Here is a 17,104-nt window from a genome sequence, read left to right on the forward strand (position 1 = left end):
CATGAGAGTGGATAACTTTGTAAACTTTGCCATCGTGGGGGGCTTTTTTATCGGGTTGATTCTCTCACTCATCAAGTTCGACCAGCCTGAGTACATGCTTTTTGGGACTTTAGTAGCCACAGCGGGCTTTTACATGATCATGCTCTTGTTCGCGTCCATCTTCATGAATTTTGTCTACCCACGCAAGCGTTTCTTAAACAAGGTGGATTTGGAGCGCAAGTTGAGTTCTTTTAACAAAGAGTTTGTGGAAAGAGAGAGAGAGATAGATAGTCTTTTGAAGTACGTGCATAATTATGAATTCGATGAGAAATAAAGTGCTCAAAAAATCTAGTTACGACGCACAAATCCAAAGTTCTCAGGATGCCTTGGCGATTCAATACTTGCCCGCTGTGCGTGCCATGGCATTTCGTTTAAAAGAACGCTTGCCTAGTTGCGTTGATTCCAATGACCTAGTGTCCGTAGGCACTGAGGAGCTGATTAAGCTCGCACGCCGTTATGACACTGCGCTCAACGATTCCTTTTGGGGTTATGCTAAAACCCGAGTCAATGGTGCCATGCTGGATTATTTACGCTCACTGGATATAGTTTCGCGCACTTCTAGGAAGCTTATCAAGAGAATTGATCATGAGGTGTCTAAATATTATAATGAACATGGGCAGGAGCCCGATGATCTCTATTTGGCTCAGACTCTACAAGAGAGTATTGAAAAAATTAGAGAAGCCAAGGTGGCCTCTGACATCTATACTAATGTGCCCATAGATGAGCAATTTAACGCGATTGAACAGGACACTGTTGGTGTTAAGTTAGAGTTGGAAGAACTGATGGCGCACATCTACGATATCTTAAAGACTATGTCTGAGCGCGAACAATTAATCATCCAACTCTATTTTTTTGAAGAGCTTAACCTGAGTGAGATTAGGGAGGTTCTAGGGGTTACAGAATCTAGGATTTCCCAAATCATTAAGGAAGTAATCCGCAAAATCCGTATGAGCTTAGGAGGTGCGCATGGCTGATATTTTAAGCCAAGAAGAAATTGATGCGCTCCTAGAAGTAGTCGATGAATCTGAGGATGTCAACACACTTCAAAAAAAGGAGATCATGCCTCAAAAGCAGATCACCCTTTATGACTTCAAACGCCCTAATCGGGTCAGTAAGGAGCAATTGCGTTCTTTTAGAAGTATCCACGACAAAATGGCCCGCAGTCTTTCGAGCCAGATTTCAGCCATTATGCGTAGCATTGTAGAGATTCAATTGCACAGCGTGGATCAAATGACCTATGGGGAATTTTTGATGAGTTTGCCCAGCCCTACCAGCTTCAATGTGTTTTCCATGAAACCGGTTGGAGGCACGGGGGTTTTGGAGGTCAATCCTAGCATTGTGTTTCCAATGATCGATCGTCTGTTAGGAGGCAAGGGGAGTTCCTATGATCAAACTCGCGAATTTAGCGATATTGAGCTCAATTTGCTAGATACAATTTTAAAACAGGTGATGCAAATCCTCAAGGACATTTGGAATCCCGTCACTGAGTTTTTTCCCACCATTGATGCCAAAGAATCGAGCGCAAATGTGGTGCAAATTGTGGCGCAGAACGAAATCGTGATCATGGTAGTGATGGAGATTTTGATTGGACATAGCCGGGGCATGATGAATTTGTGCTACCCTGTGATCTCCATTGAGGGGATTTTATCCAAAATGGGTAATCGCGATGTTATGCTCACTGAAACAAGCTCCAAGAAGAGTCGTAATAAGGAACTCCAAGCCCTCGTGGGTGGGGCTAGTGTGGATGTGTCGGCATTTTTAGGAGGGGTCAAGCTCACACTTAAAGAGGTTTTGGATCTCGTGGTGGGAGATACAATTCGCCTTAATAAAGTCGCCAATGACACTGTGGTGGTCAACATCGACAAAAAAGAGCGCTATTTAGCTACAGTGGGCTATCAGGGCTATCGCAAAACCATTAAAATCAAGGAAGTCATCTATACGGAAAAAGATAGAGTGAAAGAGGTGTTAGAGGTATTAGAAAATCAGCGTAAAATCAAGATTGGTAATATCAAGAAGGAAGAAGAATGATTGAGGATTTTTTAAAACTCTTTGTCCAAGAATGCACTTCGACTTTGAGTGGACTGCTGGGCAAGAGTCCAGCTGTAGAACTCAAAAATGAAATTTCTGTGGGGGATTTCATTTTTATCGAGCATGCCTCTATTGTAACGCACGTCAAGCCTGAAACCAATGTTACAATTACCTTAGCTGTTCCTGTCCCTATGGCAAGTGCGCTAGCAGACCTGATGATAGGGGGTGAAGGAACTAGCAAAGAAACTTTAGAAACAGATGACTTAGATGCTGTTAAAGAAATCGGTTCTAATATCTTTGGGGCTCTTACCACTGCTTTGCAAGCTCAAGAGGTGCTTCCTAAGCTTTCTTTTGAAGTGAGTGAAGCAATTGATGCCCAGGATGCCTCTTTGCTCGATCCCTATAGCGATGGCTTTGAATTTGGTTTTGAGCTCGATACGATTAAATCCAGCTTCTTCATTTTCTGCGGAGGGGTCTTTTTAGACCTTTTCAAGAAAAAAGTTATTCCTCAAAATACTTCTAAAATTAGACATTCTCCCTCAATGCCTAATTTGCCCGTTGTACCCAAAAGTGAGCGTGCAGAGGGAGATAACCATCTTGAACAGTTGGAAGTGCGCAATATCAATATGCTCTTGGACATCAAGCTCAATGTGAAAGTGCGTATTGGACAAAAGAAAATGATCCTAAAAGATGTCGTTTCTATGGATATTGGAAGCGTCATTGAACTCAATCAGATGGTTAATGATCCACTAGAAATTTTAGTGGACGACAAGGTAATTGCCAAAGGAGAGGTTGTGATTGTGGATGGGAACTTTGGAATCCAGATCACAGACATTGGCACCAAAAAAGAGCGCTTAGAACAACTCAAAGATAGTTGATACGCACTCGCGTCCTCAAACCCCTTTTCAGATATCAAACTCACAAGGTGTCACAAGGAGGTTGCCTCGCGCGTCTAAAGCCCACAAACAGCCAAACCACATGAGAAGCGTCAAACCCCGCCGTACGCGGTGCACACGATCCAGACTGACTCAATGTGCAGAAATTTCTAAAAACCTTTGGGCAGCTCTGAGTTGGCGCATTTGCACGCCAAGGGCCTGTTGCTCGTCCTTAAGCTTCTGAAGGGTTTGCAAAATTAGTTCCCGGGCAACTTGAAGAGTTTCTAAATCCGTGCCATCCCCCTCCTCGAAAGGAAAAGCCTCCACTAGAACAGAAGCTTTGGGAAGATCGTCTTCCAAGAGTGCAATCTTAAGCTTATCGACCCAATTCGTGTTGGTGAATCTCACGCCACGCCTCCAAGAGTCCTCGAGCTACACGCATCACCAATCCAATTTTCTCACTATCATTTTCTAAATTCGCTTGAGTGAGCACTTTAATTTGGTGGGTGTAAAGTCCGGTTAGATAAACAGCCACTTCACCTCCGCGTTCATAATCCAAGACATTCAGGAGCTCGGTAAAGATGTCGGTCACTTTATTCAAGTAAAGAATCTTCTTTTCAATGTCTCCTGCTTCAATATAGCGCTGCGCCTGTGCGCAAAACTTCAAAATACCCTCATAGAGCATCTCAATGAGTCTAGCCGGAGACTCTACGGTCACAGAATTTTGTTGGTAAATATTGTATGCATTCGCCCTAAACATCTCTTCCCTTTTCAAGCGTGGTATTGGCGCTAATTCTTCTTAGCGGCAGCCTGATCGATCATCATCTGCACGGTATTGAAAGACTTATTCGCCTTAGAAATCTGCTCATCATAGGCGGCAAAACGCTCCGCCATGGTGTCATAGCGCGTTTTTAAAAGCTCCATGGCGTTCTCCTTATCCTTTTTCAAGGCTCTGACATCCTGGTTTAAAGAGTCCTCATAGAGTTTCAAACGCGCATTACCACCATCGACTAAATTCGCCAAAACTTTATCTACGCGTTCAAAAATTCCATCTTGGTGAATTTCTTTACCTCCGATGGTCTTATTATCACTTCCATAGAAAAAGTCCTGTGTGCCTTGAGGATCAGCACTGATTGCACTAGAGAGGCGATTTTCATCAAGACTCATTTTGCCATGTTCATCGAGCATGATTCCGTATTTCATCAGGCTATCCACCCCTTTACTGGTAGTGAGCGTAAATGTAACTGCATTGGTTAAGGACGAGCGAATGGTGCGGATATCACTCACTCCATTGAAAATCCCCGCGATTTTAGTGTCGGGATCGTAACGGGTTGTCTCATCTAATTTAGGGATGAGTTCATTATAGGCTTTGACAAACTCTTTTACATTATCCACAATCGCCTTATCATCTCTAGTAATGCTCACAATGGCAGGCTTGCCCGCCTCCGTTGTGCCCAGCAAGCTTAAAGATACCCCATTGATCACATCATTCACTTCATTGGTGGGGCGGGTGATAGTCGCGCCATTATAGGTAAATCTAGCATCCTCAGCACTTTGGAGGTTTTTGATGGCGAAGAGTTCTTGAGCATTAGCATAGGAACGACTGAAACCCTCAGAAAGGCCCAAAGCGCTGAGTCCTAGCTTGCCCTGCGCATCTGCCCCATTCAGGCGCAACTGCCCACTAGCACTATTGAGAACAAGCTTGCCATCATTGCCCACGGAGGCACTGACACCTTCTAACTTACTCAGGGCCTGCGCGATAGCTTGGGCATTTTGCTCGCTAGAATTGCCAGACTTAGTGATCGCCCCCAAGTCCAGGCTTTGACCATTGACACTGATAGTCCCCTTGATTGTCCCTGATTTAGGAGCGGTTACTGCCTTGAGTAAATCCCCCTCCGCTTGGGATTTCTCTTGGATAAAACCCAGTTCACGCGCCTTGTCCCCTCCCACCTCCACAGCCAACCCTCTTTTATCGTTGATGACTAAAGACTTGCCATCATTAATCACCCCCACATTTAGCTGCCCATCCTCCACAAGAGCCTTCGTAGCAGGATTGTCCTCTAAGGCTTTTTGGATCGCCCCACGTAAAGCTCTATTCTTGCTTTCTATAGAATTCTGTGCACTTAACTCTAGGGCAATGGGAATTTCAAGTGCATTATTGTGTTCATCATAAACTCTGATAAAAAAGTCGTCCTCGGGCTTGGTTTCACTTTTGAGTGCCAAACTGATGGGGGCATCACTACTCAGATGAGAAATCACGTTTGAACCAAAATAGATGCGGTTGTCCGCACCCGTATTTTTGCCATTGATCATCAGCTGATAGGGTTTGTTCCCCCCAGTTTTCATGACAATCCCCATGACATTACCATCAGTGGCATCTGTGATAGCTTGTGCGACATCTCCCACACTCATACCTGCTTTGATGTTTACATCGTAATCTTGATGGTTGGTGTAAAAATGCAAAGTGGTATCGAATTGACTGAAAGCGTCATCGCGAGAGCTAAAATGCGTTCCAACTTCATTGATATCCCCCTGTGCCAAACTCTCCACATCTACTCTAATGTTTTGAATGGGAATGCCAGGACTTACATTTGCCTTGAGCGCGTCGCCAGTTACATTGCTATTGCGCGCAGTGTAAGTAGAATAGTCGCTCAAGGCCTTGGTGGGGGCTCTGAGATTGGAAATGAGGGTCTCAATCTCTATAAGGGCTTTTTGCTTCTCTAGGTTAGCTTCCATTTTTTTCTCAATGGGCTTAACCATCATATTTTCGTCTGCTTTTTTAAGCTTATCAATCACATCATAATTTAGGACCTTACTCCCAAGCCCCAAGGAACTCAACTGTCCTATCGCCATGCTTCACTTCCCATTCTAAGCTCTCTTTAGCCCTTTTTGTCGAAGAGAATCCCTACAATGTCACGCATTTTCTTAGTCAATTTGATCGCTTCCTGCGGAGGAATTTCGCGAATCACTTTACTACCACTATCATTCTTGATCACCACCACCAAACCCTCGATGTCCTCGTTATAGCTGAAGGTGATGTCTGAATGCATGCGTTTCATCTTCTCATTGAGGTCTTTGCTAATCTTCTGCAAATCCTGTTCCCTCAGTTCATGAGCCTGTAGATCATGTGCTTGTGTGATGGGATCATCATCTGGCTTTTTGGCTATCTCGTGCTTGAGTGCCTCTGCACCTAAATCACGCTTGCTTGCTGGGTTAACAGGCAAGACATGGGGTTTTATCTCAGAGATGCTAGCGATACCGCTTGACATAGACTCTCCTTAAATACCACTACATCGACACTACCCTTTTATTTTTTAATGATATTTGATGCGATGGCGTGCTAAAAAGGCTTATGGTAAAATTGCAGTATAATGTGATCGCTGGGGTTCCTCTTGGAACATTGTGACAACCGGTTATAGTTGCTGGGGATATTGATAATGCTCCACAGCGCTTTGCATTGGAGGGAAGCGCGATGAATAAAACTACCTTAAATGCCCTGTCTTGGATTGGCATTGGTTTAGGGTCTTTAGGTGCGGAGAGCAATGGCTTTTATACTGATATTGGGTTTGAGTTCTCACGCGTGCAAACCATTGAGCGTTCCAACACCCCTGCCTCTCTTGCGTCATTAGACTCTAATACCAAGACTTCCATTCTTTATAGCCTCTTTAAACCCGGCGCAAGCAAGGAAAGTATTGCTGCAGCTGCGCACCAAATTGGCATAGTAGAAGGGCTTGTTAAAAATAGTGGGTGTGCCTCGAAGGGATGCCTAGTGAGCAATGCGCAAATGCAAAATTTCCTCGACGCAACGACAGATGCTGCCTCGATGAGTTTGGCAATCTCTGCTCTTTTGGCGGTTTTAAAGGATGTGGGTGCTACATACAATGGAGCTGCTATTTCTTCAGAGAATATTGGAAATGTTTTGTACGACTATATGTCTCGCAATGGAGTAACTGATGGCACCCTACACTCCATCAGAATACCATTTTCTAGCATTATTGATGTTCCTAGAAGACTGACCCCAAGGGAGATTAGGCCTATACGCAGCAGCCTTTACTGGCTCTTTTCTCCCATAGGTCGTGCCAATGCCTCTAGTCTCATGAATAATTTTGCCGGCCATCTTTATGAACAAGATTCCTTTGCGAATCCGACAGTATTTAAGGCCATGCTTGCGAGTGCAGCGCGTATACAACAGGCACAAACAGCTCTTAATGGTGTATTAAAGAGCGATCTGAATAACATGAAAACTTCTGAACCTCAAAAGCTAAGAGAGTTGTTGAGCTATTATCAAGAACTCGACATTAGTCCTGCCACCCCCACTCTTGGGATTTTAAAGCAGTTCATCAATATGGGCAGCAACGATGGTAACATGTATGGTGTGAATGTCCAGTTTGGATTTAAGCATTTTTTTGGTGCTAAACGGCGTTTTGGCTTGCGTTACTATGAATATTTTAGTTACCAACATGGCAATAACCATCTGAATGGTGCGCTCAATAATTTTATCTATGGAGTGGGGATTGATATGCTGTGGAATTTCTTTGAGAGTGCCAATGAAACCTTTACCACAGGCTTTTTCACAGGATTGATTTTTGCAGGGAGCTCATGGCTGGTGCAGGGATCGAATAATTGGCAGGTTCTCGCGGACAATGTCGAGGATTTAGGAGGGAGTGCACACCTTCGTAAAACTTTTTTTCAATTACCCATCAATGTAGGTTTGCGCACCAACATCGGCAAAGAAGGATTTGAGATTGGAATGCGTTTTCCTGTGATTAATAACACCTATTTTAGAGGCACTATTGGCGGGTTCTCGGAAACTTTGACTTATAAAACTCAGATGAGTGTTTTCTTCAACTGGGTGCACAATTTCTAGGGTAACACAAAGCTTCCGACTATGGGATCTGTGCAAGTGAGCCTTGATAACACTAAACCTCCTAGCTTTAGCTGCGGAGAGTATGTCGATAAACTATTTAAACGCGTCTTTAAGTGGGTTATTAAAAAGCATGAGGCGGTTAGACTTCTCCAAAGATGACTTGGAAAACCCCTTGGGAATCCGAGTTAAAATTTCCTTGATACTTCTGTGGCGCACCCCCGTATTCCCGATTACCTCTTTGAGCGCATTGGGCACAAAGTGATTGCTCTCTGTAATGTGTGCCACAAAAACCTTGCACCCCTCCTGTTTAGCATATTCTAAAGGGGGTACCATATCCGTATCTTTGCTAAAAAGCAAAATGCGATCAGCTAACTCCTTGCAACTTACACGTACCATGTCAGCAGTCAAATAGGTATCCGCTTGCTTTTGCTTCAATCTTGGTTTGATCTTGATAGTTCTGACACTTTTACCAATATCTTTAACATATTCTTCACTATTGCGCTCTTCAAATTCTACCTTGAGCTTTACCTGCCGCACCTCAAAGAATCCAGATAGGCGCATCTCTTGGTTAAAAATTTTAGTGATATCAGACTTACGCCTGGCTAGCTTATATTCCTCAGGATTTTCCTGTTTGTAACTCTCCAACTTGTAGCCATCTTGGCTATGATCTAAGATCTGCCCTTCCCATTCTTTCAGAGGAGTGGAAACATACAGAAAAATCTTATGATCCATTAATTCTTCATCTTCTTCCATGAAAGCTTCGCAAAAGGCACGCAGATGATCCTGATCATTGAAGCGAAAAAACTGCTCTCCAAATTCTTTATGATACCGTTGGATACTCTCCAATTCAATACGCAAATTCTCCCAATCCACAAAAATGGCTAATTTCTCCATCAAATTCCTCGCTATTTTTTCACTAAATCCTGCCACCATCGTTTGACCTTGCCATAGCAAACCTCAAACACACTTTTATAGGGTTCACTTTGATAGCCAAAGCTCTCATGCAATTTGAGCAATAGTTCTCTTTGTTTGTCATCCAAGCGTTCAGGATAGACAATCTTAATCACCGCGATTAAATCACCATGGCGCGCGCTATTCACATCCTTCACCCCTTGGTTTTTAAAAATAAATTGCGCGCGATTAGCAGTATTGGGCGGAATCTGAAGTTCTAATTCTTGTTTAAGAGAGGGCACCATAATCGTGCTTCCTAAGGGAATAGAAGTAAAGAACACAGGCACTTCAATGAACACATGCATGCCTTCACGCACAAAATGCTCATCGGCACCCACGAGCGCCTCTAAGTACAAATCTCCGCGCTTTCCAGCTTGGTATTCATTGCCTCGTTGCGCTACACGGATTCGATTGCCTGCATCAATGCCTTCAGGCACATCCAGGCTAAATTCCTCGCTAGCCATCACGAAGCCCTCTCCCTTACAAGACATGCACTTATCTGTCGCAATCTGTCCACGACCTTGGCATCTGGAGCAGGTACTGCTCAAAGTCATAAAACCCTGTTGCACATAGGTTTGTCCCTTACCCTTGCATAGCCCACAAGTACTGAGCTTCCCCTCTTTTGCTCCACTTCCCGAACAATCTTTACATAGAGTTTTATAAATATTTTTAATCGATTTCTTACACCCAAAAACCGCCTCTTTAAAGCTCAGTTCTAAAGACAACAATGTATCCTTGGGAATCTTGAAACGAGTCTCTGGTTTGCTAAAGCCAAAAGCATTTCCAAAGATAGAATCCTCACCAAAAAAACTCGAAAAAATATCATTAAGATCGCTAAAGCTAGATCCTGCGCGCCCTTCTAACCCCTCTTTCCCATAACGATCGTAAATTTGGCGTTTCTGCTCATCTCCTAAAACACCGTATGCCTCATTAATTTCCTTAAATTTTTCCTCTGCTTCTTTATCACCCAAATTACGATCGGGATGGTATTTTAGGGCGAGCTTTTTATAGGCCTTTTTGAGCGTTTCCTTGTCTGCTCTCTTGTCTACGCCCAAGACTTCGTAATAATCCACGACAACCCTTCATGTGTATTGTAGGAATCCATTCTAGCTCAAAACCCTTAAGCTTCTCGTTAAAGCCCTCCTAGCTCATAACAAGCAGAAAACAATGCCTTAGTTATCCTCAAACATGGGGCACAATTTGGGGAAACATGTAGGCGATAACGCTAATGGCAATTCCCATAAGAACGATAAAGAGAATGGAGTATTTAACCGTGAATTTGAAGAGATCGGATTCCTTGCCCGTTAGTCCCACCGCTGCGCAGGCGATGGCAATGCTCTGAGGACTGATCATCTTGCCCAAGGTTCCACCTACAGTATTAGCAGTGAGGGTCAACACTTCGGGAATTTTAAGGTGATGGGCTGTGAGTTGTTGCAGAGAGCCAAAGAGTAAGTTAGAACTCGTATCGCTCCCTGTCAGGAAAACTCCTACCCAGCCAATGAGGGGAGAGAAGAAAGTAAAGGCCGGACCGGTGTGAGTGAGTGCTAAGGCCATGGTGGCGGAGATTCCGCTGTAATTAGAAACGAAAGCAAAACTGAGCACCAAACCAATGGTGAGAATGGGATAACGCATCTCTTTAAGCGTATCGCCAAAGACATGCACAGCCTCGCTCACCTTAACGCGCAGCACAAAAATACTTAGGATGCCGGCCACAAAAATTGCTGTGCCTACAGTGTTAAGGAGAGGAAGTTTGTAGATGACACCAAAATCCGCGCTTTTACCCTCTATCACAAAGGGCGTGCTTTTAAAAATTTTATGGCTAATGCTTTCAAATTCAAAGTAAAAACTAGAAAAGGCAAGGGGTCCACCCTTGGCAAAAAGGGATTTAAACCAGGGTTGAGTCCAAACGATGATGGCTATAATCAAGATCAAAAATGGAGCCCACGCTACAAAGACTTTGCAAATATGGTGTTGTTGGGTTGTGGGTTGCACTGGTTTGCCATCACTTCTAAAAATGTGCTTGGGTTGCCAAAATTTCAAGAATATCCCGGTGAGCACCAAAGAAACCACGGCTGATAAAATGTCAGGTAATTCAGGGCCTAAATGATTAGAGCTAAAATATTGCGTGATCGCAAAACTCCCAGCAGCGACAAGCACGGCTGGGAAAGTTTCTCTAATCCCGCGCATGCCATCCATCAAAAAGACGATGAAAAAAGGCATCCCTAAACTCACCAGCCATAACACTTTGCCCGTCATGGCCGAAATCGCTGTGGCTGGCACACCCACTGCTCCAGCCATTGCCGTGATGGGGATGCCCACCGCTCCAAAGGCCACTGGTGCGGTGTTAGCAATTAAACATAACCCGGCCGCATAAAGAGGCGTGAGACCCAAACCCACTAAAATAGCTGCCGTGATCGCCACAGGTCCCCCAAAACCAATAGCTCCCTCTAAGAATGCCCCAAAACAAAAGCCTACCAAGATCACCAGAATGCGATGATCAGGGGTGATGGATTGCACACTTTCCTTGAGAATCTCAAAATATCCAGATTTTACGCTGAGCTTGTAGAGGAAGATGGCGGCGATAATAATCCATGCGATGGGCCAGAGACCATATAAGAAGCCATAGACAAAACTAGCGCCCACCATCATTACTGGCATTTTGTAGATCGTGAGCGCAATCAGCACGGAGAGTGCTACACTCAAAAATGCCGCGACATATCCTTTGAGCTTGAACACGATCAAGGAGACAAAAAACAGCGCAATAGGCAAAACCGCTACCAGTGCGCTCAACCATATACTACCCCCTATAGGGGCATAAGTCTGGTGCCACATACAATACTCCTAGAGAAATTACCCTAAGTATAGCATGGGGTTCAGGGGGGAGGGGGGCGAGCGCCCCCCTTAGAGCGACACTTCCCTAGAGACTGTAAACATAATTCACAAAGACGGACACATTGCGCTTGTAGCTAATATCAAGACTCTGTTCACCTCTTGTACCTTTAAGATAGCTGTCCATCAATAGGGGAATGCGCAGACCCACTTCAAAGCCGTGGTGTTTGCTCAGATTACTTCGAAAGCCAATATTTAAGGGGATTTGAAAATAGGTAGTGTGCTGGCTTACCTGCCAGTTCTGATCTTTCATGAAGCGGGCAAGGGTTTGGTAGGCGTGGGCGTTTTTGAGAAGCCAAGTGCTACCCGCCAACATAAAGCCCACGAACACCCCCGTGGTGTAGTGCCCCTTAGCACTTTCATAGAAGTTATAGAGCGCATCCATCCCTGCGCCATAGACAACATTGCTCAAAGGCGTGCTACCTATGAGTGCGCCGTATTGGTAGCTAAAACTTCCATAATAACGCAACCCTACGCGTTTTTTCTTACCAAAGAATTGTTTATAGCCCAGTTGAGCGTTCACTCCATACAAATTTCCATTGACCTGACCACTCCGCATGGTGCTCAGAGTAGTGGCAACAGATGAGAGCGCAAGCAAGCTGGGGTTGTTGCTGGCATAGGTCTTGAGCTTGCTTTGTGTGGCTTGTAGATAGGCTAATAGTGTACCTAAGTCTTGAATCGCTTTGCCCTTAGCTTGCCGGCTTTGCGGACTTAGATTCTCTGGGGGTGTTGAGGCGAGCAAGCCATCTGGTCTTTGAGCATGGATGGCAGTGGTCGCAAGAGTGTTGAGCAAGCTCCGTTGTAACTGCTCCACTTGCGCGATGAGTTGGCTTAAATTAGCCTGTAGACCGGCTACATCATGGCTTGTGGTGGAGGCCAAGCTATAAAAGCCCTTGAATGTGTCTTTGAGGTTTTGAGTGATATTAGGATTGCCTGATACCTCGCTAAAGAATTTGTTTGTCCCAGCCACCAAAGAGCTCACCGCCGCAGCGTCATCTGCACCGCTGTTTTTCACAAGGGTTAAAAGCGCGCGGGTGTTGACTTGTAGAGTGTTTTCTTGATCGGCTTGATAGCCCCCTACAGCTCCCTGCACGCTGTCCCCATCTATCAAAGCCTGTAGGTAGGTTTTAGAAGCGAGAGAGGGGGCGCTATTGCCCGTTTGTGGGCCTGTGTTTTGGGCACTATTGTCCCCTGCGCCCTTGTTCCCTATGCTGGGTTGTTGGGGTGGCATTTTTCCTTGTGCACTAGGATTGTGCGGGACTTTCCCTTGTGCGGCATTTCCTCCTGTATTGGGCTGGGGGGCTGTAGCTGTGGTGTTAGGATTTGAGGGCGTTTGCACGCTGGGGGGCATGGGGTTTTGAGGCTTAGGAACTTGGATGATTGGAGGCTTGGGGGTGTTTTGAGTGCTGGGATTTTGGGGCAGAAATGTGGGGGTTTTTTGGGGCTTTTGCACATTGGGTTTATTGGGCGTGGGGTTAAAATCTGGGCGTGCCCAAATGGGGGGTTTGGGAAAAGATTTCCCATCTGGAGTGCAGCAGTAGATTACATCGGTACGCTGAAAACCATCCTTATCCACATCCGGGACATCGGCGTTTAAAAAGGGCGCGCTAAGAGCTGTGCTTAAACTGAACGCGAAGTGTTTGTAAGAAGACATGGCGCTCCCTTAGCTCCCCGCTTTATTTTGGGGGACTTGGGGATTTTGTAAGATCAGGGGTGTGGCATTTCGCACATTAAAAAGTGGGGCTTGTTTGATGAGCTCGGGGGCTTTATTCTGTGTGCTCTGCGTGATGTTAGAGTATTGGAAGCCCACAGCTCCATAAAAACCATTGTTTTCTGCTCCTAAAAACGAGCCATAACCTAGAATTGCTGTGATTAAAGCTAATTGTAAAAATCGCATGAAACTCCTTTATATTTGTGTAAGTTGCTAAGTAAACCCAGCAGCTTATTTTATCATGTATTAGATAAAAACAAGAAAGTTTAAATATTTTAAGTAGTTTGTATTGTATTCAAAAAATATTGGATACCCGCAAAACCTCTAATATTGAGATTGTCTAACAACTCTCTGTTTTGAGAGGTGATTCCACCCAAGGCAAAGACATGGGATTTGAGCGCAAGGCTGAGGGTTTTAAAGTAGTCTAAGCCCAAAGGAGGGGGTTTGTTGGGGGTGGAAAAAATGGGGCTCAGAGTGATAAAATGCGCGCCTTCCTCTAGGGCTTCTTGCACCTCTGAAACACCATGTGCGCTATAAAAACTTGAGAGCGTGGGAGGGATGATTTTTAGCTCGCCTAGCGCCGACCCCTTAGCATGCACTCCCATAAACCCATGTTCTAGGGCCTTTTGGATGCTTATTTGTAAATGTGCTAAGTTGAGATAAGTGATAACGCCAAATTCTTGGCAAGTAGAGACAAAACAAGCTAGTAAGGTATCACTGGCGTGAGTGGCGCGCAAACACGCACGAGTGGGGTGATGCGTGCGCAAGATACGCGATAGAGCGATCTTAAAATCCCAAGGATTAAGCGTGCTAAAAAAGGATGGGGTGATACAATAAGATTCTAAGTTCAAATACGCTCGCGCACACTATCTTTCAGCAAGGCGGCGATGGACTTGGAGAGTAGGGCAAAGAAAGCAAAGAGGCCAAAAACAAAAAGAGCAAAGAAAATCGCCACCATCAGACCCAACTCCCTGAAGATAAAAATACTCAGTCCTCCGCAGGCAAGCGCAATCCCCGCGAAGAGACCTGCGAAAAAATCTAAAAAGGCGATGAGAGTGGCTTTTTTCATTGACTAATGATCTTCATCTACAAGAACTGCACCTGCCAAGTAGACATAGGTCAAGATCATGAATACAAAAGCCTGCAAGATACCCATAAAAAAGAGCACCATAAAGGGAGCAATGGGGATAACCCATGGCACGAGCAAGAGCATGATGAGCAAGAACATATCATCTCCCTTGATATTCCCAAAGAGACGGAAAGAGAGCGAGATAATCCTAGAGAGGTGAGAGACAATTTCCACAGGCAACATAATGGGGATGAGCCACTTCACAGGCCCTAGAAAATGGCTAAAGTACTTGATCAGACCTTGGGTGCGAATACCCTCAAAATGGTAGTAGAAAAAGACAATGAGAGCCAATACGAGAGTAAAACTCCAGTTAGCCGTAGGGGCTTCAAATCCTGGAATAATTCCAATCATGTTGCAATAAAAGACAAAAAGCGCAATTGTGCCCGCTAAGGGGAAATATTTACGGGCTAATTCCTCTCCAATGACATCTTTAGCTACATGTAAAATCCCTTCGATAGTGGCTTCATAGACATTCTGCAAGCCGAAAGGCACCATTTGCAATTTACTCGCGGCAATCTTGCCAATCAAGAGAGTGGCAAGCGCACACACGATCGTGTAAAACCCAATGATAAAGCTATGATCTGAACTCAATAATCCTGCAAAAGTAAATAACCGATGCTCCATGTCCTACTCCTCAGATTTAGATTTGGTGCGCCCTTTGCGCACAGCTGCATGGCATGCCTGCATTAAAATGCCTTTAAAAGCCTTCTCTTCGAGCACGCTCAAACCCGTGATGGTTGCACCCCCGGGGGTGCAAATGCTATCGATGATCTCTTGAGGACTCTGCTCTTCTAAGAGTTTAGCAAATCCTTTAAAGCTTTGCTTAACCAAGCTTGAGGCCTGATCTACACTTAGCCCCTCTCGCACGCCCGCACTCACTAGGGCTTGGGCTACCATGCTTAAAAAGGCTAGAGAGCTCCCACTTGTGGCCAGCGAGGCATCGATAAGATTCTCTTGAGCCACCTCCACCACACTCCCTAGGCACTCTAAAAGGGTGTGGGCTTGCTGTTTGATATGCTCGCTTTCATGGGGCATCTTCAACAAACATGAGAAATCTACATACATACTGGTCGCAGAAAGGTGGTGTTGAGCGGCAATATTGGGCATGCAACGCACATATACACTACTTTCAAGATGTTCTTTTAGTGTGTCTACGCCAACCCCTGCCAAGACACTCAACACCATGCACGCCCTTCCCTTGTAGGAGAAATTCCCCAAAGCATAAGGTTTCACAGCTAAGAGCACATTTGCATTATCTATATCAAGTGTGTGCGATGGGGGCAAAGTTTCCATCTCAAGGGGCAAAGATTTTAAGAAATCGTGGACTTTGTTGGGATTACGCCCCGTGATTTGGATTTGATAACTCTCTAATTTATGGGCGTTTTGGGCAAAGCCCTTCAACATGGCCTGCGCCATGCGCCCATAGCCAACAATGAGCAAGCGCGTTTTCATGGACACTCCTGCTCTTGGTAAAAGTTAGCAATCTTTTCAGAGATATGATAGTGGGGATATTGGGAGCTATCCAGCACCACTTGCGCCATGAGTTGGTGATCGAAGTTAAATACTAAAGGGGCTAGAAAATTAATCGTGGATTCTTTGAGGGGGTTTTGAATAACCATGATATTGGCAATCAAAATATTTTGGGCCTGATCGAGGTTGAGCAAAACCTGCAGGGCAATGGGAATATTAAATTCATAATTGCGTAGGGCAAAGGGATTGACTAAAGTAAAGGTGGGGGCGATGTCATCAGCGTTGCGCAAGCGCATAAAAATCTCATCAATTTTTTCTAGCTCCATTTTAGAGACCTGCTCAAACCCTAAAATGGGGGATTTGACACTAAACAACATTCCAGCCCTTGCGCATAATGTAAAAGTCCTGATTTTACTACAATCCACTCTAAAAATCAATTCTAGGGCTTAGTGAGTGGGTTTTTTGGTATAATGAGAGTTTTAGAGAATAAGGAATCTGTATGCGTGTGTTGTGGCTCTCGTTAGCGTGTGCGGTGCTGTGGCTAGGTTGTGCCAAGAAAGGCAAGGATGCAATTTACAACCGCCCAGCAATCTTTTGGTATAAAGGGATTTTGCGCGAAATTTTGTTCATGAATCTAGAAACTGCAGACAATTACTACTCTTCCCTGCAGAGCGAACACATCAATTCGCCCCTTGTGCCTATAGCCATGCTTGCTCTAGGACAGGCGCATTTAAAGAAAAAAGAGTTCGTTTTGGCAGAATACTATTTTGATGAGTATATCAAGCGATTTGGCAATGAGGATAATATCGACTACCTCAAATACCTCAAGCTTCAGGCGCGTTATTACTCCTTTAAAAACCACAGCAAGGATCAGGAGTTTATGTCTAACACTATTGGCATGCTCAATGACTTTGTAGACAAATACCCTAATAGTCGCTTTATCAACCAGGTGGAGTATATGCAGGTCAAATTCATTCTAGGGCAAAACGAATTAAATCGCGCCATCGCCAATGTTTACAAAAAACGCCACCAGAAAGAAGGAGTAAAGCGTTATTTAGAGCGCGTGGACGAAGTATTAGAAAAAGAGACTCATCCCAAGAAATCCTATATGCCTTGGTATGTAGCGATATTTAACTGGTAAGGGA

General features: G+C 44.7%; 20 protein-coding genes. 6 read left to right on the plus strand and 14 right to left on the minus strand.

Translation table 11 applies throughout. The annotated features are described in order from the left end of the window. Position 1: 1 nt before the first annotated feature. From KCO92_RS00135 to fliY, 4 genes are read left to right on the plus strand one after another with little or no spacing between them, the layout of a single operon-like run. Positions 2–313: a hypothetical protein gene (locus KCO92_RS00135; protein ID WP_104695056.1), complete on the plus strand. Its 312-nt coding sequence runs from the start codon at positions 2–4 to the stop codon at positions 311–313. Further along, on the plus strand, positions 303–1,013 hold the full coding sequence (locus tag KCO92_RS00140; protein WP_104695055.1) for an RNA polymerase sigma factor FliA: 711 nt from the start codon (positions 303–305) through the stop codon (positions 1,011–1,013). The genes KCO92_RS00135 and KCO92_RS00140 overlap by 11 nt, the downstream gene beginning before the upstream one ends. Continuing rightward, positions 1,006–2,067, plus strand: coding sequence for a flagellar motor switch protein FliM (gene fliM / locus KCO92_RS00145; RefSeq protein WP_104695054.1), 1,062 nt, complete (start codon positions 1,006–1,008; stop codon positions 2,065–2,067). The genes KCO92_RS00140 and fliM overlap by 8 nt, the downstream gene beginning before the upstream one ends. Then, positions 2,064–2,945 (plus strand): flagellar motor switch protein FliY, encoded by an 882-nt coding sequence (gene fliY / locus KCO92_RS00150; protein ID WP_104695053.1) that lies wholly within the window; start codon positions 2,064–2,066, stop codon positions 2,943–2,945. The genes fliM and fliY overlap by 4 nt, the downstream gene beginning before the upstream one ends. 150 nt (positions 2,946–3,095) lie before the next feature. Here fliY and KCO92_RS00155 read toward each other — a convergent pair whose 3' ends face one another. The 4 genes from KCO92_RS00155 to KCO92_RS00170 are packed head-to-tail and all read right to left on the minus strand — an operon-like array spanning position 3,096 to position 6,211. Continuing rightward, complete coding sequence (locus tag KCO92_RS00155) at positions 3,096–3,350, minus strand: hypothetical protein (protein WP_104695052.1); 255 nt, start codon at positions 3,348–3,350, stop codon at positions 3,096–3,098. Then, positions 3,319–3,702 carry a flagellar export chaperone FliS gene (fliS, locus tag KCO92_RS00160; RefSeq protein ID WP_104695051.1) on the minus strand — a complete coding sequence of 128 codons (384 nt, stop codon included), beginning with the start codon at positions 3,700–3,702 and terminating at the stop codon, positions 3,319–3,321. Before fliS ends, KCO92_RS00155 begins: the two co-directional genes overlap by 32 nt. 29 nt (positions 3,703–3,731) lie before the next feature. Further along, on the minus strand, positions 3,732–5,795 hold the full coding sequence (fliD, locus tag KCO92_RS00165; protein WP_104695050.1) for a flagellar filament capping protein FliD: 2,064 nt from the start codon (positions 5,793–5,795) through the stop codon (positions 3,732–3,734). Positions 5,796–5,821: 26 nt separating this feature from the next. Further along, entirely contained in the window at positions 5,822–6,211 is a 390-nt protein-coding gene (locus KCO92_RS00170; protein ID WP_104695049.1) for a flagellar protein FlaG, read from the minus strand. A gap of 203 nt (positions 6,212–6,414) precedes the next feature. Between KCO92_RS00170 and KCO92_RS00175 the strand changes: the two genes are divergently transcribed. After that, a complete protein-coding gene (locus tag KCO92_RS00175) occupies positions 6,415–7,809 on the plus strand; it encodes an outer membrane protein (RefSeq protein WP_104695048.1) in 1,395 nt (464 codons plus the stop codon). Positions 7,810–7,902: 93 nt separating this feature from the next. Here KCO92_RS00175 and KCO92_RS00180 read toward each other — a convergent pair whose 3' ends face one another. The 10 genes from KCO92_RS00180 to fliW all read right to left on the minus strand — a co-directional run bounded on the left by KCO92_RS00180 (position 7,903) and on the right by fliW (position 16,336). Next, entirely contained in the window at positions 7,903–8,703 is an 801-nt protein-coding gene (locus KCO92_RS00180; protein WP_158653011.1) for an NYN domain-containing protein, read from the minus strand. An 11-nt stretch (positions 8,704–8,714) separates the two neighbouring features. Then, on the minus strand, positions 8,715–9,833 hold the full coding sequence (gene dnaJ, locus KCO92_RS00185; RefSeq protein WP_104695047.1) for a molecular chaperone DnaJ: 1,119 nt from the start codon (positions 9,831–9,833) through the stop codon (positions 8,715–8,717). A 109-nt stretch (positions 9,834–9,942) separates the two neighbouring features. Then, positions 9,943–11,592, minus strand: coding sequence for an L-lactate permease (locus tag KCO92_RS00190; protein WP_104695046.1), 1,650 nt, complete (start codon positions 11,590–11,592; stop codon positions 9,943–9,945). Between the two features lie 85 nt (positions 11,593–11,677). After that, a complete protein-coding gene (locus KCO92_RS00195) occupies positions 11,678–13,303 on the minus strand; it encodes an outer membrane protein (RefSeq protein ID WP_210647440.1) in 1,626 nt (541 codons plus the stop codon). A gap of 9 nt (positions 13,304–13,312) precedes the next feature. Beyond that, positions 13,313–13,546 carry a hypothetical protein gene (locus KCO92_RS00200; protein WP_104695045.1) on the minus strand — a complete coding sequence of 78 codons (234 nt, stop codon included), beginning with the start codon at positions 13,544–13,546 and terminating at the stop codon, positions 13,313–13,315. Positions 13,547–13,635: 89 nt separating this feature from the next. Further along, the gene (locus KCO92_RS00205) at positions 13,636–14,211 is read right to left on the minus strand and encodes a thiamine phosphate synthase (protein ID WP_104695044.1); all 576 of its coding nucleotides are present in this window, start codon (positions 14,209–14,211) and stop codon (positions 13,636–13,638) included. After that, positions 14,208–14,429 carry a hypothetical protein gene (locus KCO92_RS00210; RefSeq protein ID WP_104695043.1) on the minus strand — a complete coding sequence of 74 codons (222 nt, stop codon included), beginning with the start codon at positions 14,427–14,429 and terminating at the stop codon, positions 14,208–14,210. The genes KCO92_RS00205 and KCO92_RS00210 overlap by 4 nt, the downstream gene beginning before the upstream one ends. Positions 14,430–14,432: 3 nt before the next feature. Beyond that, complete coding sequence (locus KCO92_RS00215; protein WP_104695042.1) at positions 14,433–15,113, minus strand: F0F1 ATP synthase subunit A; 681 nt, start codon at positions 15,111–15,113, stop codon at positions 14,433–14,435. A gap of 3 nt (positions 15,114–15,116) precedes the next feature. Then, a complete protein-coding gene (proC, locus tag KCO92_RS00220; RefSeq protein WP_233709779.1) occupies positions 15,117–15,941 on the minus strand; it encodes a pyrroline-5-carboxylate reductase in 825 nt (274 codons plus the stop codon). Then, on the minus strand, positions 15,938–16,336 hold the full coding sequence (gene fliW / locus KCO92_RS00225) for a flagellar assembly protein FliW (RefSeq protein WP_104695041.1): 399 nt from the start codon (positions 16,334–16,336) through the stop codon (positions 15,938–15,940). The genes proC and fliW overlap by 4 nt, the downstream gene beginning before the upstream one ends. 122 nt (positions 16,337–16,458) lie before the next feature. Between fliW and bamD the strand changes: the two genes are divergently transcribed. Further along, positions 16,459–17,100, plus strand: a complete 642-nt coding sequence (bamD, locus tag KCO92_RS00230) for an outer membrane protein assembly factor BamD (RefSeq protein ID WP_104695040.1) — start codon at positions 16,459–16,461, stop codon at positions 17,098–17,100. Positions 17,101–17,104 lie beyond the last annotated feature (4 nt).

The sequence above is a fragment of the Helicobacter salomonis genome, assembly GCF_017979425.1.
Taxonomy (GTDB): domain Bacteria; phylum Campylobacterota; class Campylobacteria; order Campylobacterales; family Helicobacteraceae; genus Helicobacter; species Helicobacter salomonis.